At 63.3% G+C, this 18209-nt stretch carries 19 protein-coding genes; 9 read left to right on the top strand and 10 right to left on the bottom strand.

Annotation, left to right across the window (positions count from 1 at the left end):
* Positions 1 to 57: 57 nt before the first annotated feature.
* The 3 genes from phnC to phnE (OSC37_RS06760) are packed head-to-tail and all read left to right on the top strand — an operon-like array spanning position 58 to position 2481.
* On the top strand, positions 58 to 885 hold the full coding sequence (gene phnC, locus OSC37_RS06770) for a phosphonate ABC transporter ATP-binding protein (RefSeq protein WP_267163839.1): 828 nt from the start codon (positions 58 to 60) through the stop codon (positions 883 to 885).
* Between the two features lies 1 nt (position 886).
* Positions 887 to 1690 (top strand): phosphonate ABC transporter, permease protein PhnE, encoded by an 804-nt coding sequence (gene phnE, locus OSC37_RS06765; protein WP_267163838.1) that lies wholly within the window; start codon positions 887 to 889, stop codon positions 1688 to 1690.
* Positions 1687 to 2481, top strand: coding sequence for a phosphonate ABC transporter, permease protein PhnE (phnE, locus tag OSC37_RS06760; RefSeq protein ID WP_267163837.1), 795 nt, complete (start codon positions 1687 to 1689; stop codon positions 2479 to 2481). Before phnE (OSC37_RS06765) ends, phnE (OSC37_RS06760) begins: the two co-directional genes overlap by 4 nt.
* 11 nt (positions 2482 to 2492) lie before the next feature.
* Here phnE (OSC37_RS06760) and OSC37_RS06755 read toward each other — a convergent pair whose 3' ends face one another.
* Positions 2493 to 3713 carry an FAD-dependent oxidoreductase gene (locus OSC37_RS06755; protein ID WP_267163836.1) on the bottom strand — a complete coding sequence of 407 codons (1221 nt, stop codon included), beginning with the start codon at positions 3711 to 3713 and terminating at the stop codon, positions 2493 to 2495.
* Between the two features lie 224 nt (positions 3714 to 3937).
* Between OSC37_RS06755 and OSC37_RS06750 the strand changes: the two genes are divergently transcribed.
* Positions 3938 to 4387 (top strand): hypothetical protein, encoded by a 450-nt coding sequence (locus tag OSC37_RS06750; RefSeq protein WP_267163835.1) that lies wholly within the window; start codon positions 3938 to 3940, stop codon positions 4385 to 4387.
* On the opposite strand, the gene OSC37_RS06745 is transcribed toward OSC37_RS06750, so the two are convergent.
* Genes OSC37_RS06745 through OSC37_RS06735 form a run of 3 tightly spaced genes read right to left on the bottom strand, consistent with a single transcriptional unit; the run spans position 4384 to position 6676 of the window.
* The gene (locus OSC37_RS06745; protein ID WP_267163834.1) at positions 4384 to 5058 is read right to left on the bottom strand and encodes an MBL fold metallo-hydrolase; all 675 of its coding nucleotides are present in this window, start codon (positions 5056 to 5058) and stop codon (positions 4384 to 4386) included. The genes OSC37_RS06750 and OSC37_RS06745 overlap by 4 nt on opposite strands.
* Before the next feature lie 42 nt (positions 5059 to 5100).
* Positions 5101 to 6063: a Gfo/Idh/MocA family protein gene (locus OSC37_RS06740; protein ID WP_267163833.1), complete on the bottom strand. Its 963-nt coding sequence runs from the start codon at positions 6061 to 6063 to the stop codon at positions 5101 to 5103.
* Positions 6064 to 6121: 58 nt separating this feature from the next.
* Positions 6122 to 6676: an HIT family protein gene (locus tag OSC37_RS06735; RefSeq protein WP_267163832.1), complete on the bottom strand. Its 555-nt coding sequence runs from the start codon at positions 6674 to 6676 to the stop codon at positions 6122 to 6124.
* A 115-nt stretch (positions 6677 to 6791) separates the two neighbouring features.
* On the opposite strand from OSC37_RS06735, the gene OSC37_RS06730 reads away from it, so the two are divergent.
* Positions 6792 to 7739: an ABC transporter substrate-binding protein gene (locus OSC37_RS06730; protein WP_267163831.1), complete on the top strand. Its 948-nt coding sequence runs from the start codon at positions 6792 to 6794 to the stop codon at positions 7737 to 7739.
* A 24-nt stretch (positions 7740 to 7763) separates the two neighbouring features.
* Here OSC37_RS06730 and OSC37_RS06725 read toward each other — a convergent pair whose 3' ends face one another.
* The 3 genes from OSC37_RS06725 to OSC37_RS06715 form a co-directional block, all read right to left on the bottom strand.
* On the bottom strand, positions 7764 to 9443 hold the full coding sequence (locus OSC37_RS06725) for a sensor histidine kinase (protein ID WP_267163830.1): 1680 nt from the start codon (positions 9441 to 9443) through the stop codon (positions 7764 to 7766).
* 105 nt (positions 9444 to 9548) lie between these two features.
* Positions 9549 to 10442 carry a type II methionyl aminopeptidase gene (map, locus tag OSC37_RS06720; protein ID WP_267163829.1) on the bottom strand — a complete coding sequence of 298 codons (894 nt, stop codon included), beginning with the start codon at positions 10440 to 10442 and terminating at the stop codon, positions 9549 to 9551.
* Positions 10443 to 10491: 49 nt separating this feature from the next.
* Positions 10492 to 11346 (bottom strand): isoaspartyl peptidase/L-asparaginase, encoded by an 855-nt coding sequence (locus OSC37_RS06715; protein WP_267163828.1) that lies wholly within the window; start codon positions 11344 to 11346, stop codon positions 10492 to 10494.
* Positions 11347 to 11476: 130 nt separating this feature from the next.
* Here OSC37_RS06715 and icd point away from each other — a divergent pair, with 130 nt between their 5' ends.
* Together icd and OSC37_RS06705 are read left to right on the top strand one after the other, a co-directional pair.
* The gene (icd, locus tag OSC37_RS06710) at positions 11477 to 12739 is read left to right on the top strand and encodes an isocitrate dehydrogenase (NADP(+)) (protein ID WP_267163827.1); all 1263 of its coding nucleotides are present in this window, start codon (positions 11477 to 11479) and stop codon (positions 12737 to 12739) included.
* A gap of 254 nt (positions 12740 to 12993) precedes the next feature.
* On the top strand, positions 12994 to 13764 hold the full coding sequence (locus OSC37_RS06705) for an SDR family oxidoreductase (RefSeq protein WP_267163826.1): 771 nt from the start codon (positions 12994 to 12996) through the stop codon (positions 13762 to 13764).
* Between the two features lies 1 nt (position 13765).
* On the opposite strand, the gene OSC37_RS06700 is transcribed toward OSC37_RS06705, so the two are convergent.
* Both OSC37_RS06700 and OSC37_RS06695 read right to left on the bottom strand, forming a co-directional pair.
* A complete protein-coding gene (locus OSC37_RS06700) occupies positions 13766 to 14623 on the bottom strand; it encodes a universal stress protein (protein ID WP_267163825.1) in 858 nt (285 codons plus the stop codon).
* Between the two features lie 61 nt (positions 14624 to 14684).
* Positions 14685 to 15125, bottom strand: coding sequence for a pyridoxamine 5'-phosphate oxidase family protein (locus tag OSC37_RS06695; protein ID WP_267163824.1), 441 nt, complete (start codon positions 15123 to 15125; stop codon positions 14685 to 14687).
* A 125-nt stretch (positions 15126 to 15250) separates the two neighbouring features.
* Between OSC37_RS06695 and OSC37_RS06690 the strand changes: the two genes are divergently transcribed.
* Entirely contained in the window at positions 15251 to 15916 is a 666-nt protein-coding gene (locus OSC37_RS06690) for a CDP-alcohol phosphatidyltransferase family protein (RefSeq protein WP_267163823.1), read from the top strand.
* A 20-nt stretch (positions 15917 to 15936) separates the two neighbouring features.
* Here the strand turns inward: OSC37_RS06690 and OSC37_RS06685 are convergent, their stop codons facing one another.
* Positions 15937 to 17199, bottom strand: a complete 1263-nt coding sequence (locus tag OSC37_RS06685) for a PQQ-dependent sugar dehydrogenase (RefSeq protein WP_267163822.1) — start codon at positions 17197 to 17199, stop codon at positions 15937 to 15939.
* Positions 17200 to 17333: 134 nt separating this feature from the next.
* On the opposite strand from OSC37_RS06685, the gene OSC37_RS06680 reads away from it, so the two are divergent.
* Positions 17334 to 18209 carry a homoserine kinase gene (locus OSC37_RS06680; protein ID WP_267163821.1) on the top strand — a complete coding sequence of 292 codons (876 nt, stop codon included), beginning with the start codon at positions 17334 to 17336 and terminating at the stop codon, positions 18207 to 18209.

Genomic DNA, 18209 nt, shown 5'->3' with positions numbered 1-18209 from the left:
ATGGGCGTCACGTTGGTAACATAACACAGAGCAAAACGGAGCAGATTCACATCGTTCATGCTTTCTGTAACAGACCTACGGAAGACATATTCGTCAGGCGAGGAGGCGTTGACCGGCGTCTCGCTGGAGGTGACTGGGAGCGAGACTGTCGCAATGATTGGGCCAAGCGGGGCTGGCAAGAGCACGTTCATCCGCTGTGTGAACCGGCTGACCGAGCCCAGCGGCGGGAGTGTGGTTCTCGACGACATCGAGATAACGGACCTCTCCGGGAAGAAACTCCGGAAGGCGCGCCGAGACATCGGGATGATATTTCAGGAGTACAATCTTGTCGAGCGCCTGACCGTCATGGAGAACGTCCTCTCTGGGCGGCTGGGGTATACGAGCACCTGGAACGCGTTCCGGCGGAACTTCGCCGACGAAGACATCGAACGTGCCTACGAGGTGCTCGACCGCGTCGGTCTCGGCGGTCACGAGAACAACCGGGCTGACGAGCTGTCGGGGGGACAGCGTCAACGCGTCGGCATCGCACGCGCCGTCTTGCAGCGACCCAAGATTCTGCTGGTCGACGAACCGACCAGCAGCCTCGACCCCGAGACATCCCGGGCGGTGATGGACCTGCTCACCGAGATTGCTGCCGAAGACGACATCCCACTCCTCATAAACATCCACGAGGTCGACCTGGCAGAGGAGTACGCCAACCGAATCGCCGGGCTCCGGGAGGGCAAACTGGTCTTCGAGGGGACGCCAACTGAACTCGATGAGACGGCGAAAGGCCAGATTTACCGCGGCGAGGAGATTCCCGCAGGAGCCGGACCCACCGGCAAGGTCGAACCGGCGGACACGCCCGAAACGGACCCACAGCCGGGCGAAATCAGGAGAAGCTGATATGGCGACGACAGAGCAACGCGACTGGCAGCGGCCGACTGTCTTCTACAACCACTACGTGAAGTGGGCGGTCTATCTCGTTATTGCCGGCTTCCTCCTGTGGAGCGCCTGGAGTATGCGCATCTCGTTCGACCGACTCGTCGGCGGATGGAACGCTGCCGCCGGCCTGCTCACCGATATGGTTCCGCCAGAACTCACGCCGTTCAAGCGGGAGTTACTGGTCGAAGGGATGGTCGAGTCGATGGCGATGGCTGTTGTTGCGACGATAATCGGCGTTCTCATCTCGATTCCCGTCGCGTTCATGGCCGCAGAGAACATCGCGCCCAGGCCAGTCTACTGGCTCGGCCGTGGCCTGATTACTGTCTCGCGTGCGTTTCACGAACTTATCATCGCCATCATCGCCGTCAAGGCGGTGGGTATCGGGGCGCTCGCGGGCGTCATCGCGCTGTCGTACAAGACGGTCGGCTTCTGGGCGAAGCTGCTGGCAGAAGAAATCGAGGACATCGACACCGGTCAGAAAGAAGCCGTCGAGGCGACCGGCGCGAACCGGACACAGACGCTGCTGTTCGGTGTCGTCCCACAGGTGTTACCCCGCGCTGTCGGGCTGACCATCTATCGCTGGGATATCAACATCCGACACAGCACCATCGTCGGTATCGTCGGCGCTGGCGGTATCGGGTCGACACTACTGAACGCCTTCGACAAGTACGACTACGACTTCTTTTTGACGATTGTGCTGGCAATCGTGGCCGTCGTCGTCCTCGGTGAACTCGTGAGTACGTACATACGGGGGCGGATACAATGAGCGAAGAGTACACCTCCTGGGACCGACGGACGCCTCGACAGCGATTGGGCCGGTACGTTTTGATCTTGCTCGCGTTCGTCGTGGCGGCGGCTTCTTGGCGGGCTCTCAACGTGAACTACAACTACGTCGAGACCGCACCAGCGGAGTTCATGGACCTGGTCTATCGCATGTATCCGCCAGACACGGCCTATACCAGCGATATCATCGGTCCACTCATCGAAACAATCCATATCGCGGTTCTCGGGACAGCACTGGCCGTCGTCCTCTCGATTCCGGTGGCGTTGTTAGGTGCATCGAACACCTCGCCGAACAAGCTGGGGTTTACCGTCGGGAAGCTACTTATCTCGTTTTCCCGGTCGGTAAACGTGATTATCTGGGCGCTGCTGTTCGTCATTATCTTCGGCTCTGGCGTTCTGGCCGGCGTCCTCGCGATTGCGGTGCGCTCGATTGGCTTCTGTTCGAAGCTAATCGCCGAGGCAATCGAGGAGATTGACCCCGGACAGGTGGAGGCGATGAAAGCGACCGGCGCGAACCCGATAGAGGTCGCAATCTACGGCATCGCACCGCAGATTAAGCCCGCGTTCATCGGGATCTCTACCTACCGGTGGGACATCAACGTCCGCTCGTCGACAATCATCGGTTTCGTCGGTGCCGGCGGTGTCGGCGTCGAACTCAACACGGCAATCAACTTCTTCCAGTGGCAGCGCGTGCTGACGATACTGCTCGCGATTCTCGCAATCGTCGTCGTCAGCGAAGTTGTCTCGGCATCGCTCCGCCGAAAAGTGCGTTGACCACGCTGAGATTAGTCGCTGTGTCCCTCGGCGTCTGCCGGATTTGGGCCGCCGTACCTGTCGACGAATCTGTCGAGGCGCTCAGGGTCGTCGGCTCCGGGGAGTCGCTCTGAGGCCGTCAGACAGGGCTCGTCGACCCCAAGTTGTTCACAGACGCGGTCGGCGGTCACCTCAGCCATCTCCCGGTAGGTGGTGAGTTTTCCGCCGACGACGCTGTAGAAATTCGCAATACTCTCACGCCCGTGGTCGAGCAGCGTGAACCCACGTGAGATACCGCGTCTGTCTGTCCCAGCCTCGTCTGGAGCATACAGCGGCCGAACGCCCCACCACCGCCTGTGTTCTGTCGCCTCGGCAACCGCTGGTACCATCGCAGCACACTCTTCGATTGCTCGTTCGACCTCCCACTCGGCGGTGTCGTATCCGTCCGGGTCAGTGACGGGCACGCTCGTCGTTCCGACGACAGCCGTCTGGCGGTGTGGAACGATGATATCACCGTCGCTCGGTTCGCGACATCGGTTCAATACCGGGCCGAGACCGTCGTACTCAACCGCGACCATCACACCACGGCTCGGTGCCATCTCGAGTCTGAGGCCCGCCATGTCGGCAATCTTTCCGGCCCACGCACCGGTGGCGTTGACGACACATGTCGGGTTCACCGTGGTCTCTGTTTGGCCGCCGAGGCGAACACCGTCGACTTTCCCGTCCGTGACATCGATGCCCTCGACCGGTGTTTGTGTGCGGATTGTCGCGCCGTTTTCGGCGGCGTCGGCCGCGTTTGCCGCGACCAGCCGCGACGGGAAGATGGTCCCGTCCGGAACCTCGAACGCCTCGACGACTGCATCCGAGAGGTCGGGGACACGCTCGCGGGCCGTGTCGGCGTCGAGTCGTTCGGTCGGGATGTCGACCTCCCTGCACGCACGCAGTTTCGCCTCGAAGTAGTCGGGGTCGTCGTTTTCGAGCCGGACGAACAGCCCGCCTGTCTCGCGAACGCACGCTCCGGCGATATCCTGGAGGACTCGATTCTCTGTGAGACACTCACGCGCTCCGGTCGCGTCGGCTTCGGCGTAACGAGCGCCGCTGTGGAGGAGTCCGTGCGAACGCCCTGTGGTTCCTGTACCCAGCCCGCCCCGCTCGACGAGAAGCACATCTACGCCGCGCAACGCGAGGTCACGCGCAATTCCGGCCCCCGTTGCGCCACCGCCAACAACGAGGACGGTCGGCTCGGTGTTCATTTCCGCCCTCCTATCTGTTTGCGTGGCTGGCTTCCACGAGATAACCGCCGCCTGGTGGAACACGGACGGTACCACCCGGCGTCTCCAGATCGGTCCGATTGAGCAACCATACAGGGGGGTACCGGCCAGGCACAGTTTGCTGTTCGGGTACTGGAGAGTCCAATCGCTTGCTCCGACCGCGTCTCCGATGGGCTAAAGCGCGACTGCCACGATAGGGGACAGCAATGACAGAGTCAGCTATCTACGACCATTATCGCCCAGTTGGAGGTGACTACCCACAGGGTATCTACCGTGTCGTCGGCACCACCGAGGAGGCCGTGACGGTCCTCCGGGTCGGTGACGCCGACGGTCGGCGAGTTCACACCGGAGAGGTGTATGCTGTTCCGACAGCGGAGTTCACCGCGTTCGAGGCCACCGAGAATCCAGACGGCAACCGTCCGCTCGGAGCGACACTCGTCTTGTCGCTGAAATCGGGATACTGGGGACTCCGGGCGTTTCTCGGCCAGTTGGCAGCCAATCCCGGCCCGGCGACCGTTGCACTCGTCCTTATCGCCGCGGGTCTGTTCGGAGAGGGGATGCTCTCAGTTCCAGCGTTCCTCCTCGATGTGGCGGTCCTCGTCGGTGCGCTCTTGTTCGTGTATGCTGGCAGCGGCCGTCTCTCGGCACAGGCCTAAGACAACTCCTCGACCAGTCGTGCGATTCGCTCGTCTCCGTCGCCGACGGGCCCGCCGTGATAACACAGCACCTCGTCGATATCGCGCTCGGCGAGGTCCCGCGCCGAGCCCAGTGCCTCGTCCATCTCCGGTGTGTAGCGCTGGTCTGGTCCCTGGAGTCTGCCGTCTGTTGCGGTGAGCGCGTCGCCGGCGATGAGGAAGGACCTGTCCGGAAAGTACAGCGAGATGTGTCCGGGCGCGTGACCCGGCGTGAACACCACCTCCATCGGCCCCGCCGCCGTCTGGAAGGTAACACCGTCGACGAGTTCGACGTCGACTCGTGCCGGCGGGTACCGCTCACCGTCGGGTGACTTTATCGGCTCTTTGCTGCCGTCGACGTAGGGTGCACACTCCTCGTGTGCGTAGACGACTGCGTCTGTCTCGTCGAGAACAGAGGCGAGCGAGCCGGCGTGGTCGCCGTCTTGGTGGGTGAGGACGATACCGGCGACCGACGACCAGTCGAAGCCAGCCTCGGCCAGCGCCGATACAATCTGGTCGGTCTGTCCGGGAAAACCGACATCGACGAGAAGCAATCCCGCCTCTGTCTCGACTGCGGCCGGGTGGACTGTCGTCGTCATCTCGCCGTGCTCGACGGTCTGTGGCAGGGCGTGTACGCCCGATGGAAGCGACATATCTCGACATAGCGCGAGACGAAACTAAAGCCACAGCCTCGCTTAGAGCGAAGCCGGTTCGCCACGGTCGACACTCTCGTAGAGCGCGTCGACGACACGCATCGTCTTGATAGCCTCCGTGCCGTCGGTCCGCGGTGGGTTGCCGGACTCGACGGCCTTGATGAACGCCTCGACTTCGAGTCGGTACTGGTCGACGGGGTCGTACATCTCCTCGACAGTCCGCCCGCCGACGGTGTACCGCAGTGTCGTCTCGCCGTCGGGGACAAAGGCCCGGTCGACCTCCAGGTGCCCCTCTGTGCCGAGGACCCTGTACTGGTGGACGGACTCGCCAAAGCCGGCGGAGACAGTTGCGGTCCTGTCGCCGGTGAATTCAAGCAGGCCTGTCAGGCTCGTCTCGACGCCACAGTCACGTCGGTCGACGGCCGTTGCGTAGGCTGATTCCGGCTCCCCGAGAAAGAGCCGCGCCGCCGTGACGGCATAACAGCCCACGTCCATCAGGCTCCCGCCCGCGAGGGCAGGGTCCAGCCGAACGTTGTACCCCTCGGGAAGCGCGAAGTGAAACTGCGCGTCAACGCGTCGAATCTCGCCGAGGTAGCTGTCCGCTACCTCGACGGCGCGCTCGGTCCGGGGGTGGTACCGGTACATGAACGCCTCCATGAGCGTCACATTCTGGTCGTCGCAGTAGCCGACCATCTCGCGGGCTTGGTCGGCGTCGACAGCGAGTGGCTTCTCACAAAGCACGTCCAACCCGGCGTCGGCCGCTCGTTTGGTCCACTTGGCGTGAAGGCTGTTCGGAAGCGGATTGTAGACGGCATTCAGGTCATCGTCTTCGAGCAACTCCTCGTAGGAGCCGTAGGCACGCGGAATATCAAGGTCGGCAGCAACCTCCTCGGCACGGGCCTGCTCGCGAGACGCGATTGCCTGGACGGTCGCATCGGTCCTTTGAATCGCCGGAATGACGCGCTTGCGGCCGATGTTGGCCGTGCTGATGACGCCGAAATTCATACCATTTCGATGCGTTCGGACCAGAAAACCGTTTTCGGTACAGGCTTAGCGAGAACGGTTACTCCCGCGAACTCTCGATGACGACAGCGGACTGCTCGTCTAGTGTGGTCGTGCCGTCCTGAGCCGCGAGGGCGTCGTGCAGGCGTTCGTAGGAGTCGTCGACGGCCTCGACGATGACGTTCGTCTCGCCGATGACCGGCATGAAATTGGTGTCGCCGGACCACCGCGGGACGACGTGGGCGTGCAGGTGGTCGTCGATCGACCCCCCTGCCGCGTCGCCGCCGAGGTTGTAGCCGACGTTGTATCCGTCCGGGGCGAAGGCATCGTCCATCGCATCCAGCGTCCGCTGGAGGAGTCTGTCGACAGCGAGCAGTTCGTCCGGGTCGAGGTCCTGGTACGCGCCGGTATGCTGGTGGGGGATGACCATCGCGTGGCCGGGGTTGTAGGGATAGTTGTTGAGCAACACGTACGCACAGTCGCCACGCGCCAGTAGATGATTCTCTCGGTCGTCGTCGTGGTCCGGCAGTTCACAGAACACACAGTCCTCGAAAGCCTCGTTCTTATCGCTGCGTTCGACCCAATCGATGCGCCACGGCGCGAACACCTGTTCCATATTCCCCGATTCGGGGCCACTGCTCAAAGGTTTCCGGGGTCTCCAGCCCCGAGGATGGTCGAGTACAACGCAGTCATACCTGCCGATTATATTTCTTGGTCCCGAAGAGCCGTCGATGTCAGATATCGAACTCGCACTCGACTGGACGCCGAACACCAACCATTCGGGAATCTACGTCGCTCAGGCCGAGGGATACTACGACGACGCGGGACTGGACGTGCAGATCCGGTCCCCCGGCGAAGACGACTACGAACAGACGCCCGCAAAGCGGGCTGCGACCGGCGCGTCGACGCTCGCGATTGCACCCTCAGAGAGCGCACTGAGTTACCACACCCATCCCGACTACGAGTCGCTGACGGCCGTCGCCGCGGTCTGCCAGCAGGATACAAGCGCAATCGTCGCACTCGGCGACAGCGACATCGACCGCCCGGCAGACCTCGACGGCCGGACCTACGCCTCCTACGACGCGCGCTTTGAGGACCACATTGTCGAACAGCTCGTCAGAAACGACGGCGGCGACGGCGACATCGAGATTACGACCCCACCGAAGCTGGGCATCTGGAACACGCTTGTCGACGGCGAGTCCGACGCCACCTGGGTGTTCATGCCTTGGGAGGGCGTGCTGGCCGAGCGCGATGGCATCGATTTGACCCCCTTCTATCTCGATGACTACGGTGTTCCGTACGGCTACACCCCGGTGATGCTTGCCCGCCCAGATACCATCGAGAGCCGCGACGAGGACCTCCGTCGGTTCCTGGAGGCAACGGGCCGGGGCTACGAGTTCGCCGCCGAACAGCCAGCGGAAGCCGCCAGGATTCTCGGCGAGACAGCCGAGGGACCCGAGACGCTTGACGACCACGACTTCCTAGTCGAGAGCCAGCGCCGGCTCGCCAACAACTACCTCACAGCGGACGGAGCGTGGGGACAAATGGCGGCTGAGCGCTGGGCGGCGTTCGTCGAGTGGCTGGCCGACGAGGATATTCTGACCACCATCGACGGCGACCACATCCCCGCAGACGAGGTCGACGTCGCTGACCTCTACACGAACGACCTGCTCGACTGAGCAACGGCAGAGGACGCCGCTGGGTCACCTTCCCTTGGACCGGCTCCGCCCGAGCGCGAGCGTGGCCGTTGTGCCCGCTTCGCCAGTGTCGAAGCTGAGCGTCGCGCCCGAACTCTCGACGACCCAGTCGACGACCCACAGGCCGACGCCTCTGCCGTGTTCCAGCGGCGTCTCCGCCCCTTTCTCGCGGACAGCGAGTTCCTGCTCGGGGATTCCTGGCCCGTTATCCGAGACCGTGACGACAACCTCCTCGTCAGCCGTGGCGACCGTCACCGCGACTTCAGGACTGGGTGTAGTGTTGTGTTCGGCGGCGTTCTCGACGAGATTTTGGAGCGCCAGCTCTATCGCCGGTAGCGTTTCGACGCGACAGGCCGACGGCGTGTCAACGCTGAACGAGACGCCCGGAAACGTCTCGCGGCAGCTGTCGACGACCGACCTGGCCGTCTCGGTGAGGTCGACCGTCGTCGGCGTCTGGTCGTGCTCGACGAGTTCCTCGGCGGTGCGTGCCTTCGAGCTGACCGAGAGGAGTCGGTCCGCGCTTGATAGCGTCGTTTCGGCCATTTCTGCGTGGTCGCCGCCAAGCTCGGCTGCCAACACCTCGTTCTGTGCGGTAATAACGTCGAGCTCGTTACGGATGTTGTGTCGGAGGACCCGCGACTGGACGCGCCTGAGCAAATCGAGTTGTTGTTCGCGCTCTTTCAGCAACGTCACCTCGCGGAAGACGACGACGCGCCCGAGTTCCTGCCCCTGCTGGCGGCTAATCGGCGAGACGGTGAGACTGAAATCTCGCTGTCGTCCCTGGTGTGTGACGGTGACGGTCTCACCGGTCTCGTCGCCGGACTGGAGCCTGCTGACTAGTTCGGGAAACGGCTCGAAAAACGCCGAAGCTGCCATCCCTTCCCATTCTGAGTTGACGCCTGCCAACTCTCGGGCGGCGGCGTTGGCGTCGATGACCCGCTCTTCGGTGTCGATTGTCACCACCGGGTCGCGCATGTTCTCGACCGCACGGGTACGACCGACGGGGACGATATCGAGAAAGTCGGTTCGAAACACCGCCCATCCGATTCCGAGCGTTGTCACGACAAGCCCGAGCGGCGTCAGATTGGTGGCCGTTACGCGGACCGCCGCAAGGACGTTCAGGAAAAGCGGTGGGAAGATAGAGAGCAACAGAGTCCCGCTTTGCATACGGCGTGTTCCCGACGAACCGAGGATATCGCTAACGAGGAGGAGACAGCCCCCGAGGCCGACCACGTACATCACGAAGATATGCACAAGGTTCAGACGAACCGGCAGTTCGAAAAGCGGCTCAGCCCGGAGCGTAAATCCAGGATAAATAAACAGCCGGTGGTACGGGTTCGTGAGCACGAGTGTCTGAACGACGGCGATATAACACCCCACAGTCATAAACACGCGCCGTGTCAGTGGGACGGTCTCGGTGTGTTCGACAATTGTGAGCAACCAGCCAAAGGTCAACAGCAACGCCCCAAGAACGCCGGCGTTGTTCGCGATGTAACCGACCAGGCCCGGTAGTGACAGCCACCAGAGGACAAGCGACAGCGAAAACAGACTTGCTCCCGGACCAGCCAGCAACAATCCAATCGCACCGGGTTTCTCGCGGTTTCGGGCCGCCGGCACCACAACCGCCAGCGAAACGAATGCGCCGACCAGACCGAGTGCGGGGAACACGTTCTGGACGAACACCATTAGCATAGTATGGTTCTTGTACTCTGATAACGATTGTGAGTAACGCTGTCTCCGGAACGACAGGAACGCTGCTGAAAACGAAAGCGGCAACCGTGTCAGAACGGCCTACCGCGTAATGACCTCACAGCCGTCGTCGGTGACGATGAGCGTGTGCTCTTTCTGGCTGACGAGACTGCCTTTCTTCTCTTTGAGTATCGGGTAGCCGTGAACGATGTCACGCTGTTTGAGCCGTCGGAGCGTCATCTCGGGGCGGTCGACATCGAGCCAGCGGGTCGCGAACGGGAGCGTCTGGAACTCCTCGGTAATCTGGTCGAGCGCCTCCCGTGCCTTGCGGTTCCGGACCGAACTATCGTTCTCCAGTGCAAAAATCTGTTCAGCGTTACCCTCGCCGACGCGCCCGCGGCCGTCTGTGGCGAAGGGCTCGATTGCGACCACGTCGCCGACCTCCAGCTCGACTCCCTCAGGAATCTTCTTGTTCGGGATGTTCGGCGAGGTGTGCTGTTCGTAGTGGCCGAGGCCGTGGCCGGTCAGGTTGACGACCGGCTGGTAGCCGTAGCCCTCGATGGTCCGGCCGATAACGTCGCCGAGAACGCCCGTGTCGATGCCCGGCTCGACCATCTCGATGGCCGCGTCCAGTGCTTCTGCCGACGCCTCGACAAGTTCGTCGTTCCCCGAGAGGTCGACCGTGATTGCGGCGTCGGCAATCCAGCCGTCGACGTGGACGCCGATGTCGATGTTTATCATCTCCTCGCCAAACGTCGAGTCGTCGTCGATGCTCGGCGTGCCGTGGGCTGCCTCCTCGTCGACACAGACGTTCATCGGGAAGGCCGGCTCCGCGCCGAGTTCCCGGATGCGCGACTCGACGTGTTCGACCAATTCGAGGTGACTCGCGCCGACCTCGATGCGTTCGACTGCCTCTTCGCGGACCGTCTGGAGTATCTCGCCGGCCTCTCTGTGTTTCTCGTACTGCTCGCCGTCGAGGTCCACGTCGGTGCTCATACGTCTCCTTTGGCTGAGGGGGCCATAGGCGTACCGTTCCCGCCCCGCGCTACGTGTGGTCTGTCGCGGTCTGCATCGCACTGGAGTTGAAGGCCTCGCCGGTCTGGCCCTCGGTATCGACGGCGATGATGCCCGCACTCGCGTCGGTTGTTTCGTCGAACTCTTGGATGAGGCGGTCGGTCGCCCCGGCCGGCGTCTCCCCGCCCTCGATAGCGTCGGCAACGCGGCGTGCGAGACCGAATTTGGCGATTTCCTCGCCCGCACCAGTCGTACTAACCGCGGCGTTCTCGGTGGCATAAAACCCCGAACCGACCTGTGGGACGTCACCGACCCGACCGGCCATCGCACACCACCGGCCGCCCGTCGACGTCGCGGCCGCCACGCGCTCGCCGTCGCTCGCGACTGCGCCGACGGTGTCGCTGCCGCCGAACTTCTCTTCGAGCCACGAGAGGTGATCTCGGGGGTCGTCGCTCTCGACTGGGTCGAGTTCGTCCCACCGCGTCTGGCTCCGCTCGGTCCAGAGGTCACGGTCGGTCGCCACGTCGAAGGCTTCGGCAACCGAGAGCGCGTGTTCGCCAGAAATCATGATGTGTGGCGTCTCCTCGGCGACGACGCGGGCGACTTCGACAGCGTGCTCGACACCCGGCATCGAACAGGCACCGCCTGTCGTCCCATCCCCAGTCATCAGCCCAGCGTCGGTTCGAATCTGGCCATCGCTCTGGACTGCCCCGCCGACGCCGGCGTTGAACCGCGGCCCGGATTCGAGAACCCGGGTCGCCTCGACAACCGCGTCTGTCGGGGTCGTGGCCGATTTCCCCGTGGCCGCAGCCTCGTCGAGGGTCTCCTGTCGTGGCTCCGGTTCCCGTGGGTCGCTTCCCGCGCCGCCGTGGACGACTACGTGCATACGATGTGCCTGGAAACCCCGGCTCTTAACGCCGCTGTTCCCGTCTCATTTCTCCTCGTTCGTGAGGACATATCTCATGCCAGAGCGAAAACGGGGGTTACTTTACTGCGGGTAGCGAACCGTCTTCCATATGGAGTTCGACAAAATCGACGTGCCCGACGAGGGCGAACCGATCGAGGTAATCGACGAGGAGGCCGACGAGTTCGAGGTTCCCGACACGCCGATCATCCCAATCCTGCACGGTGACGGTATCGGAACCGACGTCGGTCCTGCCGCACAGCAGGTGCTCGAAGCCGCGGCCAATGCGACCGGCCGTGACATCGCCTGGATGCGGATCTACGCCGGCGAGACCGCCCGCGAGATGTACGACGAGAACCTCCCCGAGGATACCGTCAACGCCATCGAGGAGTTCCGCGTCGCTATCAAGGGACCGCTGACGACGCCCGTCGGCGCTGGCTTTCGCTCGCTGAACGTGGCGCTGCGCAAGACGCTCGACTTCTACGCAAACGTCCGACCGACGTACCACCTCGACGGTGTCCCGTCGCCCGTCTCCGAGCCCAAGCAGATGGACATGGTCACCTTCCGCGAGAATACGGAGGACGTCTACGCCGGCATCGAGTGGGAAGCAGGAACCGACGAGGTCGAGGAGGTCCGTGAGTTCGTCGAAGATGACATGGGATTCGACGACACCATCCACAGCGGCGATGTGGGTATCGGTGTCAAACCAATCACTGAGTTCGGCTCCAAGCGGCTCATCCGGCGCGCCATCGACTACGCGCTCGAACACGACCGCGACTCTGTGACGCTGGTCCACAAGGGGAACATCATGAAGTTCACCGAGGGCCAGTTCCGCGACTGGGGCTACGAGGTTGCCCAAGAGGAGTACGGCGACGAGGTCATCACCGAGGACACGCTCTGGGAGGAGCGCGACGGCGAGCAGCCTGACGACGCAGTCGTCGTCAACGACCGTATCGCCGACAACATGCTCCAGCAGGTTCTGACCCGGACCGACGAGTACGACGTGCTGGCGACGATGAACCTCAACGGTGACTACATCTCCGACGCCTGTGGCGCACAGATAGGTGGCCTCGGCATCGCGCCGGGTGCCAACTTCGGTGACGCCCGCTGTCTCGCCGAGCCGGTCCACGGCTCCGCGCCCAAGTACGCCGGCCAGGACAAGGTCAACCCGACCGCGATGATTCTCTCGGGTGTCCTGATGTTCGATTACATGGGCTGGGGCGACGCCGCCCAGCTCGTCAAAGACGCCGTCGAGGAGACCATCTCCTCGAAGCAGGTCACCTACGACCTCGAACGCCAGATCGAGGGCGGCGAGAAGCTCGCCACCTCCGAGTTCGCCGAGGCGGTCGTCGAGAACATAGAGAAGCTCTCGTAGAGAGCGTCTTGACGCCGGCGGCTTCGCCGCCAGAACATCGAGACACTCACACAGCGCGTGTCTCGTACTCTGACGGTTCTACCGTCAGAACACCGGGAACGTCGCCAAACAAGTCCCGCGACCCTGCAAAACGCGAACGCTGCGAAGCTGCTGACGGTGCCGCGTCGGTGCTGCTGGTCGACGTTTTGGGCTGTTATTCTCAGACGCTGGTAACGTGAGCGTCGCTTTTGTCGACTCCGCACGTACTGTAACGTATGAGCCAACCAGACCTGAGCGGAGAGGTAGCGGTCGTAACCGGCGGCTCGAGTGGTATCGGACGGGAAATCTGTCTATCGCTTGCCGACGCCGGAGCCGACATCGTGGTTGCCGACCTCCGGACAGAGCCACGCACAGGCGGTACGCCGACACACGAACGAATCACCCAGGAGACGGATTCAGACGCGAGGTTCGTCGACTGTGACGTGACAGAACAAGACGACCGCCAGACGGTGGCGACGACGGCGGCGGAGATGGGCGGTGCAGACGTGCTTGTCAACAATGCGGGCATCTTCCGTGGCGAGGAGTTCTCTGAGGTGACCGAGGAGGAATTCGACCAGCTGATGGCCGTCAACGTCAAGGCCGTCTACTTCCTCACGCAGGCGCTTATCGACCAGCTTCTCGATGAGGGCGGGCGGGTCATCAACCTCTCCAGCGTGGCAGGCCTCGAAGGGTCGGGCGACTTCGTCTCGTACTGTACCTCGAAGGGTGCAGTCAGGCTGATGACCTACTCGCTAGCCGATAAATACGGCCCCGAGGGCGTCCGTGTCAATGCAATCCATCCGGGTATCATCGAGACGTCGATGGTCACCGAAGACGTGCCGATAATCGGCGGCGAGAGCGAGGAGGCGTTCCTCCAGACGGTCCCGATGCGCGAGTTCGGACAGCCCGAAGATATCGCCGACGCGGCGCTGTATCTGGCGAGCGACCAGAGCGGGTACGTCAACGGTGAGTCACTCGTCGTCGACGGCGGGTCGACGCACACGTAGCTCACTTCACGACCGTGACGGAGACGGGCGAGCGGCGGACGACGGTTTCGGCGACACTTCCGAGAAGCAGACGACTGAGGCCGTCACGACCCGTCGAGCCGAGCACGACTCGGTCGACGTTCTCTTGCTCTGCGAACTCGACGAGAGCATCTTCGGGCGTACCGTCGACGCTCCGGGTCTCAACTGTCCGGTCGTTGTCTGCGGCGACAGTTTCGGCGGCCGAGAGTATCGACTCGACGTGAGCGGTCCGTTCGTCGTCCCAGTTTTCGAGGGCGTCGAAGGCGTCCTCGACAGTGCCGATATCACCCTTGGCAGGGACGGCGACGTACAGCGCCGTGACAGTTGCGTCCTCGAAGTGGTCCAGCGCGTACTGCAGCGCGTGTTCCGATGTCTCTGAACCCTCGAAGGGGACGAGAATGCGCTCGGGCGTCTCGTAGGAGTCGGCGGGCTGTCTGACGACCGTCACCGGAACCGGTGAGCGACGAGCGACGGTTTCGGCGACACTGCCGAGCAACAGTCGAGTTGCCCCGTCCCGGCCGTGGCTTCCGATGACGACCGTGTCGATGTCCTCTTCGTCGATTGTCTGAAGAACCTTGTGTACCGGACGGCCGTAGTGGACCAGCGTCTCGATGCGGTCGTCATCGTAGCGGTCACAGACCGTCTCCAGCATCTCCTCTGCGTTCTCCAGTTCCTGTTTGTACCGCGTGGTGTCGTAGCCGCCGGCACCGGTGTAGTTAGTAAAGGGCTCGATAACGTGTTCGAGGACGATTTCGGCGTCATCGAACTCACCGAGTGCGTGTTCGAGCGCGTAGCTTGCCTGTTCGGACGTGTCGTAGGGGACGAGTACGCGAGTGGTCATACGTGGATGTTCTCAGGACTGGCGTATGAAGGCCAGGGTTGGTCCCGCGCTCCGGGAACGGTCACAGCTCTGTCGTCGTCTCTTTGCGACCGGTAAGCCGGTCGGCGACGAGCCGATAGAACTCGAACTCCACGTCGGCCGGTGGCTCGCCGTGGATGTCCACGTAGGGGATGGTGACACGCTCGAATCCCGCCAGCGCCTCCGTCCCGCTTTCTTCGTCGGTTGGCTCCAGGGTGCCGCTGGCGACGACACTCTGGTATTTTTCCTCCCGGTCGTAGGTGACAAGCGAGGCGGGACGGCCGGCAAGCTCTCCCTTCTGGCTGTCTGCGTCCGCAAGCCGGAAGTAAAACGTGGAGGTCATGCTGTCGTAGCCGAACGAAACCGGAATCGAGTGGGGCGGCTCGTCGGCGGCGGTCGTCAGCGAGAGGACGCCGCTGGCTCTCCGGGCGAGTAGCGCGTCACACTCCTCGTCTGTCATCGTTACGGGCTCTGGCTCTGTCATAGTGGTACATTCACATGCCGTAATAAAAAGCCCAGCGGCGACCGCGACACAACGCTGTCCCGCTGGAGCTGTCGCTGAGCGGAGAAATCGGGAAATACATTACGCTACCAGCGGCACGACACGCCATGGACATCGACTGGCGCGAGCGGGCAGACGAAATCTGGACGGTCCCGAATCTGGTGACCGTCGCCCGGCTGCCGCTATTTCTCGTTCTCGTCGCCGTCCTCGATACGCTCTGGCAGTATCCGGTCTTCGCTCTCATCGTCGCGACAGACGGCCTCGACGGCTGGCTCGCCCGCCGACTCGACCAGGCGACCGAACTCGGTGCTGTCCTCGACCCGGCCTTCGACAAGCTTGTCGCGCTGTTGCTCGTTGCCGTGTTGTTCCCCCGGACTGACCTCGGCTTCGAGTACCTCGCTCTCTTTTTCGCCAGGGACGGGTTCATTCTCCTGTTAGGACTGTCGACGCCGCTGTTGGCGATGGAGCCGGAAGACATCAGGGCGAGCCGTCTCGGCAAAGCCGTGACCAACCTCCAGTTCGTGGCGATGGTGGCGATGCTCGTTCCGCACACCCCGGCGACACAGGCCTCGATGTGGCTGGTCGGCTCCATCTCGGCGTTTGCCGTCGCCGACTACGTGGTCTACGCGGGACGGGAGATGACCGTGCGGGGCTTTTTTGAGCGCCGCCGAGAAGCAGCCGTCGTCTACGCCGTTGTCTTTTTGTTGTTCGTGTTGCTTGTCCGCCTCTTTCTCGTCGACCAACTACAGGCGACGCTCGACGCACTCGCTTAAGAACGTCTGTGGCCTTGGGGTCAAGCCGGCACGAGCCGCACGATTGGACCGCCGTCGGCGTCGACAGCGACGTAGAGATGGCCGGTGTCAGGAGCTACTGTAACATCCCGGATACGCCAGTCCCGTCCGTCAAGCAGTGGGTCGGCTTCGGTCACGCTCGGGTCGCCGCCGGGGTCGGTGACGACCAGTCGCCCGAGATACGCGCCGGCGAGGTTACCGACGAACAGGTCACCCTGCCAGTTCGGGAAGGCGTCGCCGTCGTAGAAGGTCCCGCCGGCGGGCGGGAACCCACCAGTTCCACACTCCCAGTAGTAGACCGGCGCAACGACGTCGTCCCGCTCGAAGTGGTCGTCGCCGACGGGGTCGTCAGTGCCGTAGTTACAGGCAGTACTCGCCACCGGCCAGCCGTAGTTGCCGCCGGCCTGGAGGCGGTTGATTTCGTCGCCGTCTCGCTCGCCGTGTTCGGTCTCCCAGATGTCACCGGTCTCGGGGTGGCGCATGAGTCCCTGCGGATTCCGGTGGCCGTAGCTGTACAGCGAGTCGACCGCGGCCTCGTCCCCGACGAAGGGATTGTCCTCGGGTATCGAGCCGTCGGGCCTCAGCCGGAGGACTGCCCCGAGTTCGTTCGTCCGGTCCTGGGAAACGTGGTCGACCCCGAAGTTCTTGAACTGGCGGTCCCCTGTGGTCATGTAGAGCCGTCCGCTCTGTCCGAAGACGGTCCGCGAGCCGAAGTGACCAGCCGAGTCGACGTACGGCTCCGCGACGTGGAGCCGCTCGAAATCTTCGAGCGATGCCGAATCGACCCGTAACCGTCCCCGCCCGAGCGCTGTCGCGGTCTCGCTCTGGTCGTTAGCCACGCTGTATGTGAGATATACCCAGGATGGGTCGGGAAAGTCTGGATGAAGTGTCACGTCGAGCAGCCCACCCTGGCCGCCGGCGAACACTGCGGGCGCTCCATCGACTGGCGTCAGCTCGCCTGTCTCGTGGTCGATAAGCGAGAGACGCCCCCCGCGCTCGGTCACGAGTAGCTGGCTCTCGCGGGGGAGAAAGGACATACCCCAAGGGGCGTCGACTGCTTCGGTCACAGTCTCGACAGCGAACTCGTGGGTGGCCGTCGCGTTCGGCGTGTCGCTCCCACCGCTGGTCGGTGTCTCTCCGGTCGGCGTTCCGCCCGAAGGGGTCGATGCTCCATCGTCGCCCAGACAGCCGGCGACTGTCCCGAGCGCGCCGACAAACCCGAGCAGTGCCGCCCGACGCGTCGTCCGCCGAACGCGGTCGTCCATCGAGAAAATCACCTGCCTATTCTACGGATTCCGGAGGAAAAACACTTGCTCGCGGACCACCCACGGACGGGGACCTGTCGTCGACAGGTGTACTCTCTCGTCAGGTTTTTTATGGCACCGGTGAAAGGACGGGTATGCTTACCGTCCGGGCACCGGCGACGAGCGCAAATCTCGGGAGCGGCTACGATGTCTTTGGGGTGGCGCTCTCGGGGCCGGCAGACGTACTCCGCGTCGAGAAAGCCCCTCGGACAACGCTGTCTGTCACCGGGGCCGGGAGCCAGTACATCCCAGAAGACCCCGCACAGAACACGGTCGGCGCGGTCGTCGACGCCCTTGATGCGCCGGCTCGCATCCGTATCGACAAGGGGGTCCGGCCGGCGTCGGGACTCGGCTCGTCGGCGGCCAGCGCGGCGGCGGCGGCGCTCGCGTTGAACGAGCTGTACGACCGCGGATACTCGCGGGAAGAACTCGTGCCGATTGCCGCCGAAGGCGAGGCGGTCGTCGCCGGCGAAGCCCACGAGGACAACGTCGCGCCAGCGCTGCTCGGCGGGTTCACCATCGCCACGCCAGAGGGCGTAACGCACGTCCCGGCCGACCTAGAGCTGGTCGTCTGTCTGCCGGATATCGTGGTTTCGACGGGCGACGCCCGGGCGGTTGTGCCAGATGGCGCTCGCCTCACGGAGATGGTCGAGACCGTCGGCAACGCCGCCACACTGACCGCGGGAATGGAACGGGACGACCCCTACCTTGTCGGCCAGGGCATGTGCGATAACCTGGTCACACCGGCCAGAGCGAAACTCATCGACGGCTACGAGCATGTCCACGACCAGGCACTCGATGCTGGCGCGACGGGCGTGACGATAAGCGGTGCCGGGCCGGGGGTGCTCGCGGTCTGTTCCGACGGCTTCAAGCGCCGCGTGGCTGCCGCAATGGTCGAGGCCTTCGACGACCGCGGCGTCGAAGCTCGGGCGTTCCAGAGTGAAATCGGAGAGGGAGCACAGCTTCTGTAA

It is taken from the genome of Halovenus salina (genome assembly GCF_026410925.1).
Classification (GTDB): Archaea; Halobacteriota; Halobacteria; order Halobacteriales; family Haloarculaceae; genus Halovenus; species Halovenus salina.
Note: the sequence above shows the minus strand (reverse complement) of the source record. Positions and strands in the feature narration are given on the sequence as shown.